General features: G+C 63.8%; 21 protein-coding genes. 10 read left to right on the top strand and 11 right to left on the bottom strand.

The genetic code is table 11. The annotated features are described in order from the left end of the window. Positions 1–3: 3 nt before the first annotated feature. Positions 4–549: a GNAT family N-acetyltransferase gene (locus LSG43_RS10480; protein ID WP_231803842.1), complete on the bottom strand. Its 546-nt coding sequence runs from the start codon at positions 547–549 to the stop codon at positions 4–6. 270 nt (positions 550–819) lie between these two features. Between LSG43_RS10480 and LSG43_RS10485 the strand changes: the two genes are divergently transcribed. Then, a complete protein-coding gene (locus LSG43_RS10485; RefSeq protein ID WP_231803844.1) occupies positions 820–1,779 on the top strand; it encodes a glutathione S-transferase family protein in 960 nt (319 codons plus the stop codon). An 83-nt stretch (positions 1,780–1,862) separates the two neighbouring features. Here LSG43_RS10485 and LSG43_RS10490 read toward each other — a convergent pair whose 3' ends face one another. Together LSG43_RS10490 and LSG43_RS10495 are read right to left on the bottom strand one after the other, a co-directional pair. Further along, a complete protein-coding gene (locus LSG43_RS10490) occupies positions 1,863–2,876 on the bottom strand; it encodes a PAS domain S-box protein (protein ID WP_231803846.1) in 1,014 nt (337 codons plus the stop codon). Between the two features lie 157 nt (positions 2,877–3,033). Beyond that, complete coding sequence (locus tag LSG43_RS10495) at positions 3,034–3,501, bottom strand: NUDIX domain-containing protein (protein WP_304622649.1); 468 nt, start codon at positions 3,499–3,501, stop codon at positions 3,034–3,036. Positions 3,502–3,583: 82 nt separating this feature from the next. On the opposite strand from LSG43_RS10495, the gene LSG43_RS10500 reads away from it, so the two are divergent. The 4 genes from LSG43_RS10500 to LSG43_RS10515 are packed head-to-tail and all read left to right on the top strand — an operon-like array spanning position 3,584 to position 7,459. After that, positions 3,584–4,474, top strand: a complete 891-nt coding sequence (locus LSG43_RS10500; RefSeq protein ID WP_231803848.1) for a metallophosphoesterase family protein — start codon at positions 3,584–3,586, stop codon at positions 4,472–4,474. 48 nt (positions 4,475–4,522) lie between these two features. Next, on the top strand, positions 4,523–5,854 hold the full coding sequence (locus tag LSG43_RS10505) for a MurL-like N-terminal domain-containing (protein ID WP_231803850.1): 1,332 nt from the start codon (positions 4,523–4,525) through the stop codon (positions 5,852–5,854). Continuing rightward, complete coding sequence (gene murD / locus LSG43_RS10510; RefSeq protein ID WP_231803851.1) at positions 5,844–7,136, top strand: UDP-N-acetylmuramoyl-L-alanine--D-glutamate ligase; 1,293 nt, start codon at positions 5,844–5,846, stop codon at positions 7,134–7,136. Before LSG43_RS10505 ends, murD begins: the two co-directional genes overlap by 11 nt. Then, positions 7,133–7,459, top strand: a complete 327-nt coding sequence (locus tag LSG43_RS10515) for a DMT family transporter (protein ID WP_231803853.1) — start codon at positions 7,133–7,135, stop codon at positions 7,457–7,459. The genes murD and LSG43_RS10515 overlap by 4 nt, the downstream gene beginning before the upstream one ends. Positions 7,460–7,465: 6 nt before the next feature. Here LSG43_RS10515 and LSG43_RS10520 read toward each other — a convergent pair whose 3' ends face one another. The 5 genes from LSG43_RS10520 to LSG43_RS10540 form a co-directional block, all read right to left on the bottom strand. After that, positions 7,466–7,717, bottom strand: a complete 252-nt coding sequence (locus LSG43_RS10520) for a hypothetical protein (protein ID WP_231803855.1) — start codon at positions 7,715–7,717, stop codon at positions 7,466–7,468. Between the two features lie 51 nt (positions 7,718–7,768). Next, the gene (locus LSG43_RS10525) at positions 7,769–8,911 is read right to left on the bottom strand and encodes a glycosyltransferase family 4 protein (protein WP_231803857.1); all 1,143 of its coding nucleotides are present in this window, start codon (positions 8,909–8,911) and stop codon (positions 7,769–7,771) included. A 127-nt stretch (positions 8,912–9,038) separates the two neighbouring features. Further along, complete coding sequence (mce, locus tag LSG43_RS10530; RefSeq protein WP_231803859.1) at positions 9,039–9,458, bottom strand: methylmalonyl-CoA epimerase; 420 nt, start codon at positions 9,456–9,458, stop codon at positions 9,039–9,041. Then, positions 9,455–11,578, bottom strand: a complete 2,124-nt coding sequence (scpA, locus tag LSG43_RS10535; RefSeq protein WP_231803861.1) for a methylmalonyl-CoA mutase — start codon at positions 11,576–11,578, stop codon at positions 9,455–9,457. Before scpA ends, mce begins: the two co-directional genes overlap by 4 nt. A gap of 226 nt (positions 11,579–11,804) precedes the next feature. Further along, positions 11,805–13,769: an acetyl-CoA carboxylase biotin carboxylase subunit gene (locus tag LSG43_RS10540; RefSeq protein ID WP_231804667.1), complete on the bottom strand. Its 1,965-nt coding sequence runs from the start codon at positions 13,767–13,769 to the stop codon at positions 11,805–11,807. On the opposite strand from LSG43_RS10540, the gene LSG43_RS16635 reads away from it, so the two are divergent. Continuing rightward, entirely contained in the window at positions 13,656–13,994 is a 339-nt protein-coding gene (locus tag LSG43_RS16635) for a hypothetical protein (RefSeq protein WP_231804710.1), read from the top strand. The genes LSG43_RS10540 and LSG43_RS16635 overlap by 114 nt on opposite strands. A gap of 177 nt (positions 13,995–14,171) precedes the next feature. Here LSG43_RS16635 and LSG43_RS10550 read toward each other — a convergent pair whose 3' ends face one another. From LSG43_RS10550 to LSG43_RS10560, 3 genes are all read right to left on the bottom strand, one after another. Then, positions 14,172–15,704, bottom strand: coding sequence for an acyl-CoA carboxylase subunit beta (locus tag LSG43_RS10550; protein WP_231803862.1), 1,533 nt, complete (start codon positions 15,702–15,704; stop codon positions 14,172–14,174). Between the two features lie 67 nt (positions 15,705–15,771). Next, complete coding sequence (locus LSG43_RS10555) at positions 15,772–16,761, bottom strand: MDR family oxidoreductase (protein ID WP_231803864.1); 990 nt, start codon at positions 16,759–16,761, stop codon at positions 15,772–15,774. 180 nt (positions 16,762–16,941) lie between these two features. Next, positions 16,942–18,666 carry a tetratricopeptide repeat protein gene (locus tag LSG43_RS10560; protein ID WP_231803866.1) on the bottom strand — a complete coding sequence of 575 codons (1,725 nt, stop codon included), beginning with the start codon at positions 18,664–18,666 and terminating at the stop codon, positions 16,942–16,944. A 330-nt stretch (positions 18,667–18,996) separates the two neighbouring features. Between LSG43_RS10560 and LSG43_RS10565 the strand changes: the two genes are divergently transcribed. From LSG43_RS10565 to LSG43_RS10580, 4 genes are all read left to right on the top strand, one after another. Continuing rightward, positions 18,997–19,446: a response regulator gene (locus LSG43_RS10565; protein ID WP_231803868.1), complete on the top strand. Its 450-nt coding sequence runs from the start codon at positions 18,997–18,999 to the stop codon at positions 19,444–19,446. 486 nt (positions 19,447–19,932) lie between these two features. Further along, a complete protein-coding gene (locus LSG43_RS10570) occupies positions 19,933–20,121 on the top strand; it encodes a hypothetical protein (RefSeq protein ID WP_231803869.1) in 189 nt (62 codons plus the stop codon). Between the two features lie 275 nt (positions 20,122–20,396). Then, entirely contained in the window at positions 20,397–21,203 is an 807-nt protein-coding gene (otsB, locus tag LSG43_RS10575) for a trehalose-phosphatase (RefSeq protein ID WP_231803871.1), read from the top strand. Then, positions 21,200–22,708, top strand: a complete 1,509-nt coding sequence (locus LSG43_RS10580; RefSeq protein WP_231803873.1) for an alpha,alpha-trehalose-phosphate synthase (UDP-forming) — start codon at positions 21,200–21,202, stop codon at positions 22,706–22,708. The genes otsB and LSG43_RS10580 overlap by 4 nt, the downstream gene beginning before the upstream one ends. Positions 22,709–22,759 lie beyond the last annotated feature (51 nt).

Below are 22,759 nucleotides of genomic sequence, written 5' to 3' on the forward strand. Positions count from 1 at the left end.
GTCCTATCGCGTGATAAACCGCGCAACGGGCCCGGAAAGCTTCGCACCCATCTCCGCGTCCGCAGAATGTACGAGGACGCGCGCCGGATCAACCGGACCGGGAAAGGTGATGGCGTTGGGTACCGTGGGCGCAAAGCCGAGCGGGCCGTAATAGGCCTGGTCCCCGACCAGCAGAACGAATGCGATCCCCTCGCGCGCGAGCGCAAGGTCGCACACATGCATGACCAGCGTGCGCCCGGCCCCCTGCTTGCGGAACGCCGGATCGGTCATCAGGGGTCCAAGAAGATAGCCGTTGACCCCGCCGACGCTGATCGGGGTCATCCGCACCGACGCCGCGCGCTTCCCGCCCAATTCCGCGATCCAGCACAGGCTGGGATCGGCGGCAAACCGCTCGCGCACACGGAAGGCCGCGCGCGCGAAGCGCCCGGGCCCGAACGAAACCTCGTGCAGGTGCTCGATCCAGGCATCGTCGAAGGGGGTTTCAGGCCGGACGGCCAGCGCTTCAGGCTTGGCCACGAAATCCGCGGCATGCGGCGTGGAGATGGTCATGGTCGAAAATGTCCAGTGCGGAGGAAATGAGAACGACGTCGAACCGCGCGGTGGCGCGGTAGGCTAAAGTCGTCGGATATCCTGCGCAAAGGCGTACATTTTCGAACGGGCTCCAAAACTGGTTTTCGCAGATACCATCAGCGGCAGCGACCGTCCACGAAAATATGGACCGCCCGCGCAAGAAACAGCCCGTTCAACGCCAGGGGGCTAATCTTTTCACTCATTGGGCCTACATAGGACGCACAAGGCATAACTGGAAGGAAAGCGCAAATGGGACGTCTGATCGACGGCAAATGGTCGACCCAATGGTATGATACGAGGTCCACCGGCGGAAAATTCAAGCGCTCGGAATCCGCGTTCCGCAACTGGATCACGGCCGACGGGACCCCGGGCCCCTCTGGCGAGGGCGGGTTTGCCGCTGAAAGCGGGCGCTATCACCTTTATGTCTCTTATGCGTGCCCCTGGGCCCACCGCACATTGATTTTCCGCGCCCTCAAAGGCCTCGAGGAGCACATCACCGTCTCCGCCGTCTCCCCCAAAATGCCCGACGAAACCGGCTGGGCCTTTACCGGCGAATTGGGCTCTGACAAGGACCCGCTTTTTGGCGCCGACTACCTCTGGCAGGTCTACACCAAGGCGATCCCCGACTATTCCGGCCGCGTCACCGTGCCCGCGCTCTGGGACAAAAAGACAAACACCCTGGTCTCCAACGAGAGCGCGGAAATCATCCGCATGTTCAATTCCGCCTTCAACGGGCTGACCGGCAACACCCTCGATTTCTACCCCGAGGCGAAGCGCGACGAGATTGATACGATCAACGCCCGCGTCTATGACGACATCAACAACGGCGTCTACAAGGCCGGTTTCGCCACCACCCAGGAAGCCTATGAGGAAGCGGTCACCGCACTTTTTGACGCACTCGACTGGGTCGAATCCATCCTTCAGAATTCGAAATTCCTCGTCGGCGACGAACCCACCGAAGCCGACTGGCGGCTCTTGACCACGCTCTTCCGCTTTGATGCGGTCTATGTCGGCCACTTCAAGTGCAACATCCGCCGCATCGCCGACTACCCAGCGCTCTCGGCCTATCTCAAGACCCTCTATAACTGGCCCGGCGTCGCCGAAACGGTCCATATGGACCACATCAAGACCCACTACTACTGGAGCCACACCACCATAAACCCGCACCGGATCGTCCCCTCGGGTCCGGCGCTCGACTGGCTGGAATAGCTCCGATCAGACCCTATGAGCCGTCGGGACAAAATCCCCGTCGGCCATCGGCCGGTGCAACGCCACCATGACAGCCGGAGCGATCAGGTCTTCAGGCGTGCCAATGGAATCTCGATCGTGATGACGAGGCCCGTTGGCCGCCAGTCGCGCGTGAGCGTCGCACCCAGCGCCGAGGTCAGTTTGTTCGCCAATTGGCTTCCGAAGCCTGAGGCCTTCTCGCCGTGCAATCCGGGGCCGCCCGCTTCCGCCCAGTCAATCCGGACGTTATCGCCTTCCACATGGAGCCCGATGGTAAGCTGGCCTTTGGCGACCGACAATGCGCCGTATTTGGCGGCATTGGTGGCCAGCTCGTAAATCAGAAGCGCAATATTGGTTGTGGCGTGACTACCGACAGCGACGTGATCTCCCCCAATTCGGACACGGTTTCCGTCGCTATAAGGCGCAAGAACGGTCTCGATCAACGCAAGCAGGTCGCCGCAAGCATTCTCGTTTTCGTCCGCCGACCAACCGCTCGTCGTGAGTTCATGGGCCCGGGCAAGGGCCGATAGCCGGTCGCGAATGGTGCTCGCCAGCGCCTCGGCCGCCAGGTTTTGCCGCGCCGTGAGCGTCACAATGGACGTTGCCACCGCGAAGAGATTTTTTACCCGATGCTGCATTTCTCGAATGAGCAGACGCTGGTTCTGCTCGGCCAGGCGGCGTTCGGAAATGTCGCGCGCAATTTTTGACGCACCCACGATGGTGCCGGCCGCATCGCGGATAGGTGAAATCGTCAGGGATATGTCGACAAACGATCCGTCTTTGCGGCGCCGCACCGTTTCGAAGTGATCGACCCTTTCGCCGCTTCTTATCTTGGCGAGAATGCGCGGCTCTTCATCGAGCCGTTCCTCGGGAATCAGAATGGTGATCGGCTTGCCGATAACCTCGCTGGCTGTATAGCCGAAAATGCGCGAGGCTCCGGGATTCCAGGTCTGAATACGTCCCGAGAGGTCCTTGCTGATGATGGCATCGTCCGACCCCTCCACGATGGCCGACAGCCAGTCGCGTGGATCGGGATTATGAAGTGGTAACACACCGCCCGTGCGGTCCGCCTGCGCCATCGTGAACTCCCGATCCCAATTCCACGCCCTCGATCATATGGCGCGTACATATGGCGCGGGGAGAGTGAAACGATGTTGTTCCTTGATACTAAACAACTACGCTATGGGGGGCGCAAGATCAATGCGCCAGATCGGACCCTGCCATCCCGCTTGCGCCCTACCAGACCCCGTCCGGCGCCGTTTCGCCCACAATCTCCGCAAGCCGCCGCCGGGTTCCCGCACTCGTCGCCTCAGGCAGATCGTCGAGCGCGAACCACCCGATTTCGCGAATTTCCGCATTCGGCGTGAACGCGGCGACGGCCTGCGCGTCCGCGGCCGTATAGAGCGCCACATGGTCGCGATTGGTGTAAAGCGTGCTGTGATAAAGCCCGAAGAGCCGCAACGGCCCGCTCACCGCATGCCCGGTTTCCTCGCGCACCTCGCGCCGCGCGGCCGCTTCGGTGGTTTCCCCAGGATCGACGCCACCGCCGGGCAGGTGCCACCCGGCGACATAGCCGTGCCGCACCATCAGCACCCTGCCCTTGACGATCACCGCACACCGCACACCGAGGGTCAGGTGCTTCTTGATGCCGATCGCCCGGAGCATCAAGGAAAACTTCAGCTTTTGAAACCGGTTGCCGGTCATTAACGCATCTCGTCACAAATCGGGGCAAATACGGCGCTAAACCATTTTCTTGCCATAAGCAAAGTGGCAATACTGCACGCCAATGATCACGCTCGCCCACATTTCCGACGTCCATCTTTCTCCCCTGCCCCGGGTTCACCCCCGCGAGTTGATGTCCAAGCGGATCACCGGCTACCTCAACTGGAAGCTCAATCGCGCGCATCACATGCGCCGCGATACGCTTTCCGCGCTTGTGAGCCACATGAAGAACCAGGCCCCCGACATGATCGCGGTCACCGGCGATCTCGTGAACCTCGGGCTCGACGACGAAATCGACCGCGCCGCCAACTGGCTTGCCGCTCTGGGGGGCCCGGATGCCGTTTGCGCCATCCCCGGCAATCACGACGCCTATGTCAAGGGTGCCCTCGAAACCGCCCTCAAGCACTACAACGGCTATATGTCCGGCGAAACGCTGGACACAAACCCGTTCCCTTATGTCCGGCGCCTCGGCAATGTCGCGCTCATCGGGGTCTCCAGCGCCATCGCCACGCCGCCCCTGATCGCCGCCGGCCAGGTCGGCCAGGGCCAGATCGGACGGCTGGCGCGACTGCTCGAACTCCTGGGCGAGGCCGGGTTTTTCCGCGTCGTCATGATCCATCACCCTCCCAGCGAAGCGCTCGGCCGGCACAAACGCAAAGGGCTCTGGGACGCGCCCGCCGTCCGCTCCGTCATCTCAAAACACGGGGCGGAATTGATTTTGCACGGCCACACCCACATATCCTCGGTTGGAGCCATCCCGGCCCCGGCCGGCGAAATACCGGTCGTGGGGGTTGCCTCGGCCGCCGCGCCGCCCGACGATAACGGCGCGCCGGGACGTTACAACCTCTTCGAGATCGAGAAGGTCGGATCGATGTGGACCTGCACAATGCGCGAGTTCGGCTATCAGCGCATCGGCGACGACATCGCGCTGCGCCTGCAGATGCGCATCCACTAGGCAGGTTCCGACTACAACCTGCGTCAAGCCAAGAACCTGGGGCCCGCCGTGACCGACACCTTCACAATCGCTGTCCCGCAATTCGACCCGGCCACCGGCGAAGCCGTCTTCGCCTACGGGCTCGACGGCCTGCACTTTACCGAACGCCTCGAATTCCCCCATGAGGGTCTTGACGCCTCCGCGGCCGCCACCCCGGCCTTCGTGCAACTCCTCGCCCTCGCCGCCGCCGTCCTCGGCGTGAGCTACTATAAGCTCAAGGCCCCCTTCGAGATCGACATCTCCGGCCTCGCCCTTCCTCCAGGTGCGCGGGACTTCCTCCTCGACATCTACGAAAACGGCCTTGGGGAATTCTTCGCCCGCAACAATCTCAGCCGCTACGGAAAGCTCGATTTCACGGGCGAAACCGTCGCGCACGACCTCTCGCGTCCCACCCTCCCCGATCGCGCCCTCGTCCTCGTCGGCGGCGGCAAGGATTCCCTCGTCAGCGTCGACCTCCTCGAGCGCACCGGCGCCGAAATGACCCTCTTCGCCGTCAATCCCAAGGGCCCGATCTCAGCGTCCGCGGACCGCGCCGGCCACGACCTCGTCGCCGTCCGGCGCACGCTCGACCCCGAGATGATCCGGCTGGGCAGCGAGCCCGGCTACTACAACGGCCACGTCCCCTCCACCGCGATCAACTCCATGATCGCGAGCCTCGCCGCGCTCCTTTATGGCTACAACGCCATCGTCCTGTCCAACGAGCGTTCGGCGAGCGAGGGCAACCTCACCTTCGACGGCCGCGAAGCCAACCACCAATATTCCAAATCCCTCGCCTTCGAGGGCCGCATCAAGACGATGCTCGCGAGCGTCACCGGCGGCGCACTCGACTATTTCTCCCTCCTGCGCCCCTATTCCGAAGCCCGCATCGCGCAGCTTTTCGCCCGCACCACGCGCTTTGACGACGTCTTTTCAAGCTGCAACCGCAACTTCCGCCTTTCGGGCCACGACGGCCCGCTCTGGTGCGGCGCATGCCCGAAGTGCCATTTCGTGTTCCTCATCTTCGCCCCGCAAATGACCCGCGCCCGCCTCGAGACGATCTTCGGCCAGAACGTGCTTGATAACCCCGCCAACATCCCCGCCTACCGCGAATTGACCGGCCTTTCCGGCCACAAGCCCTGGGAATGCGTCGGCGAGATCCTCGAAGCCGCCGCCTGTCTGTGGAAAATCGCCGATCACCCCGACTGGCGCGACACCGCCGTCGTCAAGGCGCTCAAACCCGGCCTCGAAGCCTTCTACGGCACGGATCGTCTCGTCTCGGGCTATACCGAGGCCATGACCGACAGCCCCGAACACCTCGTGCCCACGCACATCTTCGATGCGGTTGCCCCCCATGCGCATTGACGGCCCCGTTCTCATCTACGGCGCCGGCCGCGAAGCGCGCTCCACCGCCGCCTTCCTCAAAAAGCGCGACCCGCGCCTCGAGCTCTTCGTCACCGCCGACACCGGCACCCCCGAACTCCCCGGCGCCACCTTTATCCCGCCCGACGCCGCCCGCGACGTCACCCGCTTCGGCCTCATCGTTAAAAGCCCGGGCGTTTCGCTCTATAAGCCCTTTTTCGACACCGCCCGCGCCGCCGGTGTCCCTATCAGCTCCAATCTCAACCTCTGGGCCGCCCATTTCCGCGAAGGCCGAACGGTTATCGCCATCACCGGCACCAAGGGCAAATCGACGACCGCCACCCTCGTGCATCTGATGCTCGCCCATTCGGGCGTCGACGCCATTCTCGCCGGCAATGTCGGCATCCCCCCGCTCGACGCAGCGGACAAGGCACAGCTCGTCGTCTTCGAGCTCTCCTCCTACCAGACCGCCGACATCGATTTCGCCCCCGACATCGCCGCGCTCACCAATCTCTACCCCGAGCACGTCGACTGGCACGGCAGCGTCGAGCGCTACTACGCCGACAAGCTCAACCTCTTCGCGCGCGGCCCGGCCAGGATCGCCCTCGGCAGGCAGGCGGAAGCCGCCGCTCCCGTCGGCGCGGCAATCACGCCGCCCAGCCAGCCGGTCGCCCCGCTCGACGCGCGCCTCGAGGCCGAGATCGCCGAGGCCGCCGCGTCCTCCCGCCTCAAGGGCGCCCACAACCACGAAAACGCCCGCCTCGCCGCCATGATCGCCATCGAAGCGGGCGCAACGCGGGAGGGTGTTCTCGCCGGCATCGCCGCCTTTGTCCCGCTGCCGCACAGGCTCGAAGAACTCAACCTCGGCAACATCCTCTTCGTCGACGACTCGATCTCCACCACCCCCGAGGCCACCAAGGCCGCCCTCGCCGCCTACAAGGGCAAGCGCATCGCGCTCATCGCGGGCGGCCACGAGCGCCAGCAGGACTATACCGAACTCGCGGGCCTACTTGGCACCTCTGGCGTCGTCATGCTCTGCTGTCTGCCGGTCACCGGCACCCGCCTCGCCAGGGCCACCCGCGAAGCCGCCCCGCAAATCCCCGTCGCCGAATGCCGTTCCCTTGAAGGCGCGATCCAGATGCTCGCCGGCACCGGGGCCCCCTTCGACACCGTCATCCTCTCCCCCGGCGCGCCCAGCTACAACCAGTTCGCCAACTTCGAAGAGCGCGGCAAAGCCTTCAAGGCGCTGGCGCAAGCGTATTTTTCCGGTTCAGAACACCCATGACCTATCTCTACCTGGTGATCGCCATCGTCTGCGAGGTCGTCGGCACCTCCGCGCTCAAGGCCGCCGAGGGCTTCACCCGCCCCCTGCCGAGCATCGTTGTCGCGATTGCCTATGCTGGCGCGTTCTTCTTCCTCTCGCTGACGCTGAAAGCCATGCCGGTCGGTATCGCCTACGCCATCTGGTCCGGCCTCGGCGTCGTCCTGATCGCCCTTGTCGGCTGGACGGTTTACGGCCAGGCGCTGGACGCGCCCGCCATCCTTGGCATGACATTGATCGTTGCGGGAGTGGCTGTGCTCAACGTGTTCTCGAAGGCGGGGCACTAAGCCCGGTCAGAACAGCTTATCGAACTTGGCGTACCGCTCTTCGAGCTCTTTGCGCCGTGCATCGAGTTCGGCCTGCAACCGCGATTGAGCGCTTTGCGCCGCCAGTTCGCCAATGCCCTGAATCTGAATATTGGCCGCAGCCTGGAACCCGGCCACCAGCGCCTGGGACTGCGACTGGAAACTCGAGATCATCTCTTTGCGCTTGAGCCGTGCGGCTTCCATCTCATCCCAGGCGGACTGCTTGGGAAACCAGTTCATTTTCTTGAAACCGCCGACCGTGCTCATGTCCGCGACAGTAGCGGACCAGCGTTAACGCCCGGTTAGCACTTTGCCCGCAGCGCGAACGTCCCGCGATGCCCAGTCGATGACCGGCATCTGCGCCAGAAACTGCGCCGAGCTCTCCTCCCACGAAAAGCCGCTGGCGTACGCCCGGCAGACTCTGCGGGGAATGGCAAGCGCGGCCAGTGCCGCGTGGCGCAGGTCCTCGCTCAAGACGCCCGTGCCCGACTCCGCGACAACATCGAGCGGCCCCGGCACCGGATACGCCGCCACGGGCGTCCCCGACGCCAGTGCCTCGAGCAGCACCAGCCCGAACGTGTCGGTCCTCGAGGGAAAAACGAATACGTCAGCCGATGCGAAATATCGCGCCAGCTCCACGCCGCGCAGATGCCCGGTGAAAACCGCATCGGGGTATTCGCGCTCGAGCCGCGCCCGCGAGGGCCCGTCGCCCACGATGACCTTGGTGCCGGGCAGGTCGAGCGCAAGAAAATCCTCGACGCTCTTTTCCACCGCCACGCGCCCCACATAAAGAAAGATCGGCCCCTCGAGCCCCAGATCCGTGCGCTTGTCAGGGTTGAAAAGCCGTGCATCCACGCCCCGCGACCAGATCACCGTATTGGCGATCCCGCGCGCCGCCAGCCGGTCCGCCACCGTCTGCGTCGGTACGAGACAGACATCGGCGGCTTCGTGGAACCAGCGCAGGTAGCTGTAGGACCACCCCAGCGGCACCGGCAGCCGCGCCCGGATATATTCGGGAAACTGCGTGTGGTAGGAGGTCGAAAACGGCAGCCCCTTCTTGATGCACAGCCGCCGTACATGCCCCCCGAGCGGGCCCTCGGTCGCGATGTGGATCGTGTCGGGCCGCAGCGCCTCGATGGACTTGCGGACGTTGCGGGGGTTGACGAGACAAAGCCGGATTTCGCCATAGCTCGGCATCGGCACCGTCCAGAACCCTTCAGGCGACAGCACGTTGACCGTCAGTCCGCGCTCCCAGAGGTTTTCGCGTAGTCGCTCAAGCGAGCGGACGACCCCGTTGACCTGGGGATGCCAGGCGTCGGTCACCAGCAGGACGGATCGAATGGCCTCCGTAGACGCGCGCCCGGTGGCAAGGATGGCTCCATCGCCCTCGAATTCCTGGACCAGTGCCGGCTTTGCTCTGTGTTCGCCGCCCAACAGCCTCGGTCTCCCTTTTGGACGTCCCCGCGCAGGGTTCACATCCGTGCTTTGGTGCCTCCGGTCAAGCCGAAAATGTACGCAGCACCGAACGGGCTTTGGTTTTTCCCACGCGCCGCCCGATTCGTCACGCTTTCTCCGGCGCAACTTCCTCAAGCTCGATCAGGGTACCGGTGAAATCCTTGGGGTGCAAAAACAGCACCGGCCGCCCATGCGCGCCCGTCTTTGGCAACCCGTCCCCCAGCACCCGCGCGCCTTCGGAAACAAGCCTGCGCGCCGCCGCGTGAATGTCCGGAACCTCAAAGCAGATATGGTGCATGCCCCCGTCGGGGTTCGCCTCGAGGAACTTCGCAATCGGAGAGCCGTCCCCCAGTGGCTCCAGAAGCTCCACCTTGCTGTTGCCGGTATCGACGAAAACGACCGTCACCCCATGTTCGGGCAAGGCCTGCGGCGCCGACACCTTCGCCCCCAGCAGATCGTGATATTTCGCCGCCGCCGAAGCCAGGTCGGGCACCGCGATCGCGATATGGTTGAGCCACCCGATCATCGGTTCGAAAGCTTCCCCTCGATCCGGTCGATCACCGCGAAAGCGGCGTCGAGCACGTTGGTGCCTGGTCCGAAAATGTCACTCACGCCCGCATCGCGCAGAAAGTCGTAATCCGTGCTCGGGATCACCCCGCCCACGAACACCGTCACCTCCCGCAAACCCCGGTCCGAAAGCGCCTGCATCAGTTCGGGCACCAGCGTCTTGTGCCCCGCGGCCAGCGAGGAAACCCCCACCGCGTCGACCCGCAGATCGTCCGCATGCGCCGCCACCTCCGGCGGCGTCTCGAACAGCGCGCCCATATGCACGGCAAACCCCAGATCCGCGAACGCTGTCGCGATCACCTTGGCGCCCCGGTCGTGCCCGTCCTGCCCCATCTTCGCGATAAAAATCGCCGGCGCCCGGTGGTGGTGTCCCTTGAACGCATCGACCCGCCGCTTGGCCTCGGCAAATTGCGGATCGCCCTTATAGGCCTCCGCATAAACCCCCGAGAGCACCCGTGTCGCCGCATCGTACCGCCCGTAGACATCCTCGAGCGCCTGCGAAATCTCCCCCAGCGTCGCCCGCTTCCGCGCCGCGTCGATTGCGGCGTAAAGCAGGTTCCCCTCGTTCATCGCAGCATATTCCTTGAGCGCTGAAAGCGCCGCCTGACACGCCGCCTCGTCCCGGCTCTCACGCACCCTTTCGAGCCGCGCAATCTGGGCCGCCCGCACCTTGGCGTTGTCGATATCGAGCGTCTCGATGGGCTCTTCGGCGTCGAGCCGGTATCGGTTGACCCCGACGATCACCTCCTCGCCCCGGTCGATTTTCGCCTGCCGAACCGCCGCCGCCTCCTCGATCCTGAGCTTGGGCGCACCCGACTGCACCGCCTGCGTCATCCCGCCCTCGACCTCGACCTCGGCAATGAGCGCTTCAGCCTGCCCAACCAGCTCCGCCGTCAGCGCTTCGACGTAATACGACCCGCCCAGCGGATCGACCACGTCCGTCACCTTCGTCTCGTGCTGCAAAATAAGCTGCGTATTGCGTGCTATTCGCGACGAGGTCTCCGTCGGCAACGCGATAGCCTCGTCGAACGAATTGGTATGCAGAGACTGCGTCCCCCCAAGCACTGCCGCCAGCGCCTCGTACGCCGTCCGCACGACGTTGTTGTACGGGTCCTGCTCGGTCAGCGACACGCCCGAGGTCTGGCAATGGGTCCGCAACATCTTCGAGCGCGGGTCCTTCGCCCCCAGATCGGCCATGATCTTCGCCCACAGCGTCCGCGCCGCCCGCAGCTTGGCCACCTCGACAAAGAAATTCATCCCGATCCCGAAAAAGAACGAGAGCCGCGGCGCGAACCTGTCGATATCGAGCCCCCGCCCCACCGCCGCCCGGACATATTCCATCCCGTCCGCCAGCGTATAGGCCAGTTCCTGCACCGCCGTCGCCCCGGCCTCGTGCATGTGATACCCCGAAATCGATATCGAGTTGAACTTCGGCATGTATTCCGCCGTGTGGGCGATGATATCCCCCACGATCCGCATCGAGGGCTCGGGTGGGTAGATATACGTATTGCGAACCATGAACTCCTTGAGAATGTCGTTCTGAATGGTCCCCGAAAGCTGCGCTTCGGCCACGCCCTGCTCTTCGGCGGCAACGATGAACATCGCCAGCACGGGCAGTACCGCGCCGTTCATCGTCATCGAAACGCTCATCTCATCGAGCGGGATACCGTTAAAGAGGATCTTCATATCCTCGACGCTGTCGATCGCCACCCCGGCCTTGCCGACATCGCCAACCACCCGCGGATGATCGGAATCGTAGCCCCTGTGCGTCGCCAGATCGAACGCGACCGAAAGCCCCTTCTGCCCCCGCTCGAGCGCCTGCCGATAGAACCGGTTGGATTCCTCGGCCGTCGAAAACCCCGCATATTGCCGGATTGTCCAGGGCCGGTTGGCATACATCGTTGCCCTTATGCCGCGCGTAAACGGCTCCACGCCGGGAACAGCCTGTTCAGCACCAGCTCCGAAATAAACCGGCTCGACAGGTAGCCCCCCATAGTCGCGCGAAAGTGCATCGACGCCCTTGCCGTTAAGCTCTTGCTCGGCCAGCTTGCGCCAGATATCGCGGGGGTCGTCGCTCATCTCCTACCCCCACCCCTAGCCCCTCCCCACAAGGGGGAGGGGGACTCGCGTTGTGCTCGTGGCACCACCTGAGACAGGACACAACTTGGTTCCCCTCCCCCTTGTGGGGTGAGGACTGTCCCGAAGGGCAAATCATGCCGGTGGCATGATTTGAAGACCGAACGCCTGGAGCGTGAGCGAAGGGCCGGAACGGGGTTAGGGGTGGGGGTATCCAGCGCTTCCACCATCACACCGCCTCGAACTCCATAATCACCGCATCCACCGCCAGCACATCCCCCGCCGCCGCATTGATCCTGGCAACCTTCGCCCGCCGCTCGGCGCGCAGGACGTTCTCCATCTTCATTGCCTCGACAATCGCCAGCGGCTGCCCGTCCTCGACGATGTCGCCTTCCTTGACGTCGAGGCGGATCACCTGCCCCGGCATCGGGCATAGCAAAAACTTGCTCATATCCGGCGGCGACTTCTTCGGCATATGCCGCATCAGGTCCGCCACATGCGGCAGCACGACCTTGGCAACGAGATCCGCCCCGCGATACCGCATCCGGAACCCCGAGGTGATCCGGTCCATCCGCACATAAAGCATTTTCCCGTCGATCTCGGTCGCCGCAACCGACGCCCCCGGCTGCCAGCCGTCCTCGATCAGCAGCGGCTGCCCTTCGCTCGTCATCAGAACGAAGGATTCGTCTGACTTCGGGATCGAAAAGTCCCATCGCCGGTCCCCGATCAGCACCGAGCGCTCGGTCGTCACATGTTGCTGCGTCATCGCCCCCGGATGCGCGAACCCGCGCGTTTCGAGCTGAAACGCCGCCCGGCAGGCCAGCGCCGCCATGGTCAGCATCGTATCCTCGTCGAGCAGCGCCCCGGTAAATCCCTCGGGGAATTCCTCGGCAATGTAGTTGGTCGTGAGGTGCCCCTCCCGGAACCGCTCCTGCTGCATCACGGCCGCAAGGAACGGAATGTTATTCCCCACCCCATCGATATCGAACTGGTCGAGCGACACCGCCAGCCCGTCGATCGCCGCGAGCCGCGATGGCCCCCACGTCACGAGCTTTGCAATCATAGGGTCGTAATAGGGTGAAATCTCCGCACCCTCGAAAACCCCGGTATCGTTGCGCACGACAAGCTGCGCCGATGCCTCCTCGGTCGGCGGACGGTAGCGCTTCAGCCGCCCCGTCGAGGGCAGGAAGTTCCGATACGGGTCCTCGGCATAAATCCGCGCCTCGACCGCCCAGCCGTCCAGCGTCACATCCTCCTGCTTGATCGAAAGCGCCTGTCCGTCTGCAATCTTGAGCATCTCCTCCACGAGATCGATCCCTGTCACCAACTCGGTCACCGGGTGCTCGACCTGCAGCCGCGTATTCATTTCGAGGAAATAGAAATTCTTCTCCTTGTCGACGATGAACTCCACCGTCCCCGCGCTCACATAATTGACCGCCTTGGCCAGCGTGACCGCCTGTGCGCCCATCTTCGCGCGCGTCTCCGCATCGAGGAACGGCGAGGGCGCCTCTTCGATCACCTTCTGGTTGCGCCGCTGGATCGAACACTCGCGCTCGCCCAACGAAATGCAATTCCCCTGCCCGTCCGCGAGCACCTGAATTTCAATGTGCCGCGGCTCCTCGATAAACTTCTCAATGAAGACCCGGTCGTCGCCGAACGAAGACGCCGCCTCCGATTTCGCCCGCTCGAAGCCCTCCTTGACCTCTTTGTCGGACTTGGCGACCCGCATCCCCTTGCCCCCGCCCCCGGCGGACGCCTTGATCATCACGGGATATCCGATCTTCTTGGCGATCTTCACCGCCTCGGCGGCGCTCTCGATCACCCCCATATGCCCCGGCACGGTCGAAACCCCGGCTTCCGCGGCGATCGTCTTGGAGGTGATCTTGTCCCCCATCGCCTCGATGGCCTTGACCGGCGGCCCGATAAAATAAATCCCTTCCTGCCGCAGCCGCTCCGCAAAGGCGGCATTCTCCGACAGGAACCCATACCCCGGATGCACGGCCACCGCCCCGGTTTCCCGGCACGCGGCAACGATCTTCTCCATATCGAGATAACTCTCCCCCGCCGGCGCCGCCCCGATATGAACGGCCTCATCCGCCATCTTCACATGCAACGCATCCTTGTCGGCATCGGAATAAACCGCCACCGTCTCAACACCCATCCGCCGCGCGGTCTTGATAATCCGGCAGGCAATTTCACCGCGATTGGCTATGAGGATCTTGGGGAACATTTAGTGGCCACCAAATATCTCTGGAAAGCTGGCTCGAGCCACGTCAATATCGACAACCATCCGCGCCCCTATATCCCGTGGGTGAAAGCGCTCAGGGACCGGTTTGATTTCTCGGCCAAACACTCTGTTCAGTCGCCCAGCATCCAAGTTTCCTCGCTCAAATTCTGCTCCACCATACAATCGATATAGTTCTCGAACTAAGTAACGATCTGCCTCCCTTGCCCCTAAATCGAGTCCAATTGACTTCATGAACAATGCAGTTGGTGGCTGCGCTGGTTGCTCGATTGTCAATAGCGGCGTTGCGCCGGTCGGAACTACGCCTTCAGGAATGCGTTTGGGCAAGCGATGTCGGTACATTTTCTCTCCTCACAACGGAATATTCCCATGCTTCTTCACCGGCACATCCACCTTCTTGTGCCGCAGCGTCTCGAACGCCCGCGCCACGCGCCGCCGCGTCGAATGGGGCATGATGACGTCGTCGATGAACCCCCGCTCCGCCGCAACGAACGGATTGGCGAACCGCGCCTCGTATTCCGCCGTCCGCGCCGCGATCTTCTCCGCATCGCCCAACTCCGAGCGATACAAAATCTCCGTCGCCCCCTTCGCCCCCATCACCGCGATTTCCGCGCTCGGCCAGGCATAATTCACATCTGCCCGGATATGCTTTGACGCCATGACGTCATACGCCCCGCCATAGGCCTTGCGCGTAATCACCGTCACCTTGGGCACCGTCGCCTCGGCATAGGCGAACAGAAGCTTCGCCCCATGCTTGATGATCCCGCCATATTCCTGCGCCACCCCGGGCAGGAACCCCGGCACGTCGACGAACGTCAGTACCGGGATGTCGAAGCAGTCGCAGAACCGGATGAACCGCGCCGCCTTCTTCGAGGCCGCGATATCGAGACACCCCGCCAGCACCAGCGGTTGGTTGGCGATCACCCCCACCGTCTGCCCGTCGAGCCGGATGAATCCGACAAGGATATTGCCCGCATGCTCCTTCTGGAGTTCCAGAAACTCCCCCTCGTCGGCGACCTTCTCGATCACCTCGCGCATGTCGTAGGGCACGTTGGCGTTCTCGGGCACCAGCGTATCGAGACTGTCCTCCCGCCGGTCGATCTGGTCGTTGGTCTCGACCCGCGGCGCCTTTTCCCGCGCCGAAAGCGGCAGATAGTCGAAGAGCCGCCGCACCTCTAAAAGCGTCTCGATATCGTTCTCGAACGCCGCATCGGCCACCGATGAAATCTTCGTATGCGTCGAGGCCCCGCCCAGTTCCTCGTGCGTCACCGTCTCGTTGGTGACGGTCTTGACCACGTCCGGCCCGGTCACGAACATGTAGCTCGTATCGCGCACCATGTAGATGAAATCCGTCATCGCCGGCGAATAGACCGCCCCGCCCGCGCACGGCCCCATGATCACCGAGATCTGCGGCACCGCGCCCGACGCCTGCACATTGCGCCAGAAGACCTCGGCATAGCCCCCGAGCGAGGCCACGCCCTCCTGAATGCGCGCGCCACCGGAATCGTTGAGCCCGATCACCGGCGCCCCGTTCTGCACCGCAAGGTCCATGATCTTGCAGATTTTCTGCGCGTGCGTCTCCGAGAGCGAGCCGCCGAAAACCGTAAAATCCTGCGAAAAGACGTAAACGAGCCGCCCGTTGATCGTGCCCCAGCCCGTCACCACGCCGTCGCCGGGGATCACCTGCTCGCCCATGCCGAAATCGGTGGCCCGGTGCGCGACAAACATGTCGTATTCTTCGAAACTGCCCGGATCGAGCAGCACGTCGATCCGCTCGCGCGCCGTCAGCTTGCCTTTGGCGTGCTGCGTCTCGATCCGGCGCTCGCCGCCGCCCTGCCGCGCCTGCTCCCGCCGCGCCTCGAGCGCGTTGATGACTTCCTGCATGACCGCCCTCCGCCGTTTCCAGGGACTTTAACCCGGCTCATGGTTAAAGCCATATGAAATCCCGCGTTTACGACGAGGTCTTGACGACCACGCGGCCACGTATGCGCCCGGCGAGGATCTCCCCGGCAAGCCGCGGCAGATCCTCGAGTTGCGCGTCCTCAATCATCTCGTCATAGACCTTGGGCGAGAAAAGCGAGGTCAGCCGCTCCCACGCGCCGACCCGCGCAGCACTCGGCTGCATGACGCTGTCGATCCCCGCAAGCGTGATCCCGCGCAGGATGAACGGAACCACGCTCGCGTCCCAGCCATCGCCCGCCGCCAGTCCGATCGCCGTCACGATACCGCCGGGCCGGACCTGCTTGAGCAATTCCCCCAAGGGCGGCCCGCCAACGGAATCGATGGCGCCGGCCCAGCGCGGCGTGAGGAGCTTCTTCCCTGTAGCCGCGAGCACCTCGCGCCCGACGATTTCTGCAGCGCCCAGCCGCGTCAGCGTTTCGGCAAGTTCCGGCCGCCCGGTCATCGCATGCGCCTTGTAGCCGAGTTGGGCCAGCAGCAGCGTCGCGATCGACCCGACCCCGCCGCCCGCACCGGTAACGAGAATGGGCCCGTCTCCGGGTTTGACGCCCTCGGCCTTGAGCCGGTTGACCGCCAGCATCGCGGTCAGCCCCGCCGTACCGAGCACCATCGCATCGCGGGCCGTAAGCGTCCTGGGCAGCGGCACCAGCCAGTCGGCCTTGACCCGCGCCCGTGTGGCAAAGCCGCCCCAATGGATCTCCCCGACCCGCCAGCCGGTCAGGATCACACCCTGCCCCGGATGATACCGCCCGTCGCGGCTCTCGATCACCCGGCCCGCGAAATCGACGCCCCCGATATGCGGGTAGTCCCGGACCAATCCCCCCTGCCCGGTCAGCACCAGCCCGTCCTTGTAATTGAACCCGGCCCACTCGACCCCGACGAGCACATCGCCTTCAGGCAGTTGAGCTTCGTCGACCTCCTCGATCGCCGAAGCGACCTTGCCGCTCTCATCCTTGCGGGTCACCAACGCTCTGAACGCCATTGTTCCACCCTCCTCGCGTTTCCCCAATCTGAACGCGATTGGCCGAACGCGTCTAGAGTGTTTCCGAACCAATGAGGTGGACGCCCGTCGGTCCGGCTCCGAGGGGCCGCGCAGGCGCAATACGCCAGAACTAAGACTTGAAACGGCGCGCCCCGGATGGGGAAAACGAAGGCGCGCGGCTCAAAACGGATTGACGAGCCGGTCGAGAGGCACACCCGCCTGGGAAATCCCGTTGCTCAACTCGAGCAGAACCGCCGGATCGCCCGTCATCTGCCGCAATGCCGGCAGGATCCCGAGACGCCGGTAGGATTCAAGCGCCAGAAGACGCGACAGGTAGGTATCGATGATCGCCGAATCCCGGGTCTGTCCGCCAATCGCAACCATCACAGCCGCCCCGAAGCTGGGATAGGCCCGAACCATCTCGCGCGCATGCGACAGGGCCGTATCGTATTCCCCGTTCCTGAGCGCCCAGAGCGCCGGCACGAAATGGAACCGCGGCGGCGGGTCGTCCTCGGCCGCCAGCGCGGCATTGGCATGTTCGAGCGCCGGCGCCCAGTTGTTCATCTGCGCCAGAACGATAGCGAAATGCGCCAGCACGTTGACATCGGCAGGATTGAGCTGCAGGGCCGTGTTGTACCTGTCGCGCGCCGCAAGGTGATCGCCCGTGACCGATGCGACGTGCGCATATTGGGCCCAAACGAACGCGCTCGTCGGCATGTGATCGGCCGCTTGCGCCCCCTGCGTTTCGGCCTGCACGAGCAGGTCCTGCGCTTCGGGCAGATCGACACCGATCTCGACGGCTTCGTCCGCCTGGATGCTGGCCAGCATCGCGCCGGCCTCCCCGCCCCGCGACTCGGAACTCAGATGCGCGCCCGCACACGCGTTGACACGCGCGGCCAGGACCGGATCGAAGGCTTCCTCGTACCAGCGGAAAGCGACCATGCACGGATACGGCGCCAACACGATTTCAGTGTCGCGCGCGACCTCGATCCATCGCCGCGCCGGGGCGTGCAGAACACCGCGCGGACTGGCCAGGCGCATGGCGAAATAGCGCGAAACATCGTCGATCGATAGCGTGACGCGCCCCGCCGCGACCGGCGCATTCACATCGAACGAAACCGGCTGCATGTTGGCATCGACGCGCGAGAGTAGCGCGCCGTACTGCACGCCTCCGCCCGCACGGCGCACGACGCCCGAAAGGACGAAAACCGGGCGCCCGCTCGCCAGCTCGCCGGAGGTTGCCGCAGCCTGCGTCCCGCCATACCGCGCCTCGACATAGGGAAAAAGACCGAAGTCGGTAACAAGCTCTACCGCAAGCCCGGCCGCGAGCGGTTCCCCGATCGCATCGTTCGCGAGGTTTTCGAATTCCTGCACGATCACCAGCGGCGCCAGCGGCTGTCCCTCGGACGGTACGACAACGTCGCGCCGGGAGATATTGGGCCAGAGGACAAGGCTCAGGATGATGAAGACGACGGCAAGCCCGCCCACGAGCAGGACTGTCTCGAATAGCGGCCTGTGCTTGCGAGGCGGGGGCGCATCGCCCGAATCGAGCGGCGTCGGCGCGGACTGGATTTCCTTCGGAGGCGCGGTCTCGGGCGGCGGCGCCGTCTGGAAGATGAATTCGGGAACATACCGCCCCCGGGGCAGCGTAATCCGGACCGCTCTCGGCGTACCTGTAACCGCGTAGTATTCGGCAAGCAGCGAGCGCAACCGCCGCGCCTGTACGCGTACGATCGGATCGCTCTGCGGGTCGAAATCCTCTTCGCGCCCCAGCACATCCACCGCGATCGAATAGGCCTTGATCGAAGTCTCGTCACCCCGAAGCCTGGCCTCGACGACGTAGGTCAGAAACGCACCGAGCTGGGGCGACCGGCGCAGCACGTCCCATGCGAGCAAATCGCGCAAGGCTGCACGAATTGCCTCCACTTGATCGGCGCTGAATGGCTCGCCCCTCGACACAGGACACCTCCCGCCCTGGATGCGCCACACTACGCGCCTTGGTTTTACATGTAAATTGCCCTCTCTGTTTACGTCGGTTTACCCCAACTAACGTGGTCGCGATCCGGGTTCTCCATCATATGCCGGGGCAGTTGAAGCGCCGGATTCGCGGGTCCGGGCGCAGGGAATGCTCGCCTCGGCGGAGGCGCAGCGTATTTGATGGCAGCAACGACTTGTGGTGTGGGGCACGTAGAGCCGTGTTCCCATACGATTGGGTTGTTGTGCTGAATGGGGCCGATGACGCAGTTTCTTGATGATAAGCCGGTTTTCGCGCTTGTCGACGATCACATACACTCAGCGCGGCAGCTCAGCCGTACGCTGGCCGCAGCGCCTGACCCCGCCTTCCTCGTGTGGCTCGGGGACGCGGGGCGTGCCCGGCGCGTCCTGACCGAAATTTTTGCCAGCCGCCCGGAACGAACCCCGGACATGGTCATTGTGGACCTCAAGGGACATTCCACAGCCACCTCGGAGTTCATTGCGGATATTGCAAAGCTCGTGCACAATGCAGATATTCCTGTTGTGGCCTTGGCGTCGACACTGGACGCGCAAACGCGGAACGCGCTGCTGGCAGCAGGGGCGGACGCAGTTTTCGAGCGGCATGCCGATCTCGACGTTTATCGCCGTGAAATGGCCCAACTCACAGGGTTTTGGGTGCGGGAAACCGCAACCTGGCCAATTCGGGCGTAACCACCGCGTCCCCGGTTACGTCCGATAGGGAGGAATGAGCTCCTGAATACGTCCCCCAAAGGTCGTGTTTGCATCCATTCCTCCCGCCTTTTTTGCAGCCGCGCCCGGCCTGACCTTTCATCACCACCGATAGATCGATCAGCGCCGGGTGCAGGCACGGCATAAGCATTGCAGGATCCGGTTAGAGCGCCCCGCGCCAGACGCGCTCCCACCAGGTATCGCGGTTTGCCCCTCCCGAACCGCGATACGGAAAACGGCGGCCTATTGCGTCCACGGCCCCTGTTTTCCACCCAGGGGAGAGAGGCCGGGTTTGTCCAAGCGGCATCTGTTCAGCCTCTCTCCCCGCCGCGTTTTCCCCAGCAGGCCATCGCAGCCCCGCCCGGGCTTGCATGTCGGTGCATCTTGGAGCATTCTCCCCCGATGCGGCGTTAACGATTTCGCAACGTGTCTTAAAAAGTTGCAAATCACGTGCGGGAGGCCACCACGATGACTGCGCCACGCTTTGTCAGCCTTGCGGCTTTGGCGGCAAGTTTGCTGTTTATTGTTCTTACCATCACGCAAGCCAATGGTCTGACCGGCCCCACCGAGGCCACGGTCGCCCAGGCGTTTTGTGTGGATGCCGGCGGCACCGGGATGTGCGCAACCGAGCCCGCCAACGCGTCGCTGACGCGTTAGCCCGGCCGGGCAGAATCCCGCCTCAGGGCGGGGCTAATAAATTGTCTTTATTATAGATTCCCGAGCGCGTGCGTCAGGCGAAGGTCGGCTATGCGTCCGCACGGCTATGCGGCCGCGACAATATCTGCCATATTTTTAGGCATAAGAATCGCTACGCTAACTGATTAATCTTTCGCTCCGGCACCGGTTGCGTGGAACCGGGTCCGCATGCCGGGCATTCTCAAAACAAGGAGCATTTGGCACTCTTTGCCCGATCCGAGGTCATGACAGACTCAATGAACGCCATTCTGTCCGCGCTAGACGAACCGGTGGCGCTATTTTCCGATTTCGACGGCGTGCTCGTCGAGATCGCTCCAACACCCGACGCCATTCTGGTCCCCGACGATCTCGCCCAGCGGCTCGAAGATCTTGATGACGCGCTCGATGGTGCATTTGCTGTGATCTCCGGACGCCCCGTGTCCGAAATCGACCAGTTTCTGCCGCTCTCTTTCCCCTTTGCCGTATCGGGCAGCCACGGCGCGGAAACCCGCCGCGACGGGCAGATGGCGCCCGCCTCTCCCGATCTCGCTGCGGCGGCCGATCAGATTGCCGAACGCGCGCAGAGCGCTCTGGGCGGGATTTCAGGCATCCTCGTCGAACTGAAACCGGCCGGCGCCGCCATCCACTATCGTGGAGCCCCGGACCATCGTGACGAAGCGCGACAAGCGCTCGAGGCTGCCATCGCCGACCGCCCCGATTTCCATATCATCGCCGGTAAAATGGTCTTCGAGGCCCGTCAAAAGGGTGCCGACAAGGGCCGCGCCGTCACCCGCTGGATGGAGTATCCGCCCTTTTCCGGCCGCTTGCCCGTTTTCATCGGCGACGACGTGACCGACGAGGACGCCTTCCGCGCCGTCCAGTCCGCGGGCGGCATCGGCATCAAGGTCGGCGAAGGCGAAACGACGGCGCGCTTCCGCATTCCCGACGTTGCGGCTGTCTACCGCTTAATCGACGCCATCGCGCAAAAGGCGCGCGCGATGGATCATACCGACGGCCCGGACCGTTTCCCGCATAGCGCCAGCAAAGAGGCCAGTGAGAAATGAGCAGGCTCATCATCGTATCCAACCGCATTCCGGGGAAATCCCCCGCCGCCGGCGGCCTTGCCGTCGCGCTCAAGAAAACGCTTTCGACGCGCGACGGCTTCTGGTTCGGCTGGTCCGGATCGTTTTCCGAAAAGCCGGAGAAAAAGGCACGCTTCGAGACCATAGACGGCCTCAGGATCGGCCAGATCGACCTGACCCGCGCCGACCACGCCGCCTATTACGCCGGGTTTTCCAATTCTATCCTTTGGCCGGCCTTCCACCTGCGGCTCGACCTCACGGACATTCAGTCCCACTGGTACGAGGGCTACCGCGGCGTCAACGCCCAGTTCGCCGACGCGCTCGTTGAAGAAATCGAACCCGGCGACATTATCTGGGTGCACGATTATCATCTCATTCCGCTGGCGACCGAACTGCGCCGCCGCAACATCCGCAACCGCATCGGGTTCTATCTCCACATTCCCTTCCCCACCCCCGATGCGCTGAACGCGATCCCGCACCACGAGGATCTTTTGAAGGACCTCGTGGCCTATGACCTCGTCGGCTTCCAGGCCCATCGCGACCTCGTCGCCTTCAACGAGTTCATAGCCCACGAGCAGATCGTTGCGGAAACCGGCGGCAAGCCCTTCGTCGTCGATCCCGGCGACACCGTCCTCGACGTTTTCCCCATCGGATCGGACCCCGAAGCCTTCGCCAGGCTCGGCAAAAGCGCCGCCGCCCAGAAGATGTACAACCGCGTCGCCAGAGGCCTCAACGGCCGCGCCCTCGTCCTCGGCGTCGACCGGCTCGACTATTCCAAGGGCCTCCCCCAGCGCATCTCGGCCTATGAAAAGCTCCTCGAGAACAACGCCAGTCTGCGCCGCACCGTCCACATGATCCAGATCGCGCCCCCTTCGCGCGACACGATCAAGGAATACCAGGTCATCTCCGACGAACTCGACAGCGCCGTCGGCCGCGTCATCGGCAAATTCTCCGAGCCCGACTGGCTGCCGCTCACCTACGTCAAGCGCGCCTACGGCCAGGCCTCCCTCGCCGGCCTCTACCGCCTCGCCCGCGTCGGCCTCGTGACACCCCTGCGCGACGGCATGAACCTCGTCGCCCACGAATATGTCGGCGCGCAGGACCCCGAAGACCCCGGCGTCCTCGTCCTCTCGCGCTTCGCCGGCGCCGCGGAAATCTTCCACGACGCGCTCATCATCAACCCCTTCGACACCGATGAGACCGCCGAAGCCATGCGCCAGGCCCTCGTCATGCCGCTCGAGGAGCGCAAGCAGCGCTGGCGCAACCTCATGGACGCCGCCCAGGAGCACAACGTCGACAACTGGGCCGAAAGCTATCTCGACGCCCTCGCCCACGGCCACGCGGCATCATCCCCCGGCGACGACGACACGCCCGGCACGCGCCCGCACGCGACGACGCATGGCGCCGCCGGAAAGCCCGGCACCCCCCGCACCTCCATCGCCTCGCGCATGCCCTTCTTCCCCTGGCTGCGTTCGGTCTTCTCCTAGCGCCAAAGAAAAAGGCGGCCCGAAAGCCGCCTCTTCCTTCTGCGCATGGGA

Origin of the sequence: Pelagibacterium xiamenense (assembly GCF_021166475.1) — a bacterium.
Lineage (GTDB): Bacteria > Pseudomonadota > Alphaproteobacteria > Rhizobiales > Devosiaceae > Pelagibacterium > Pelagibacterium xiamenense.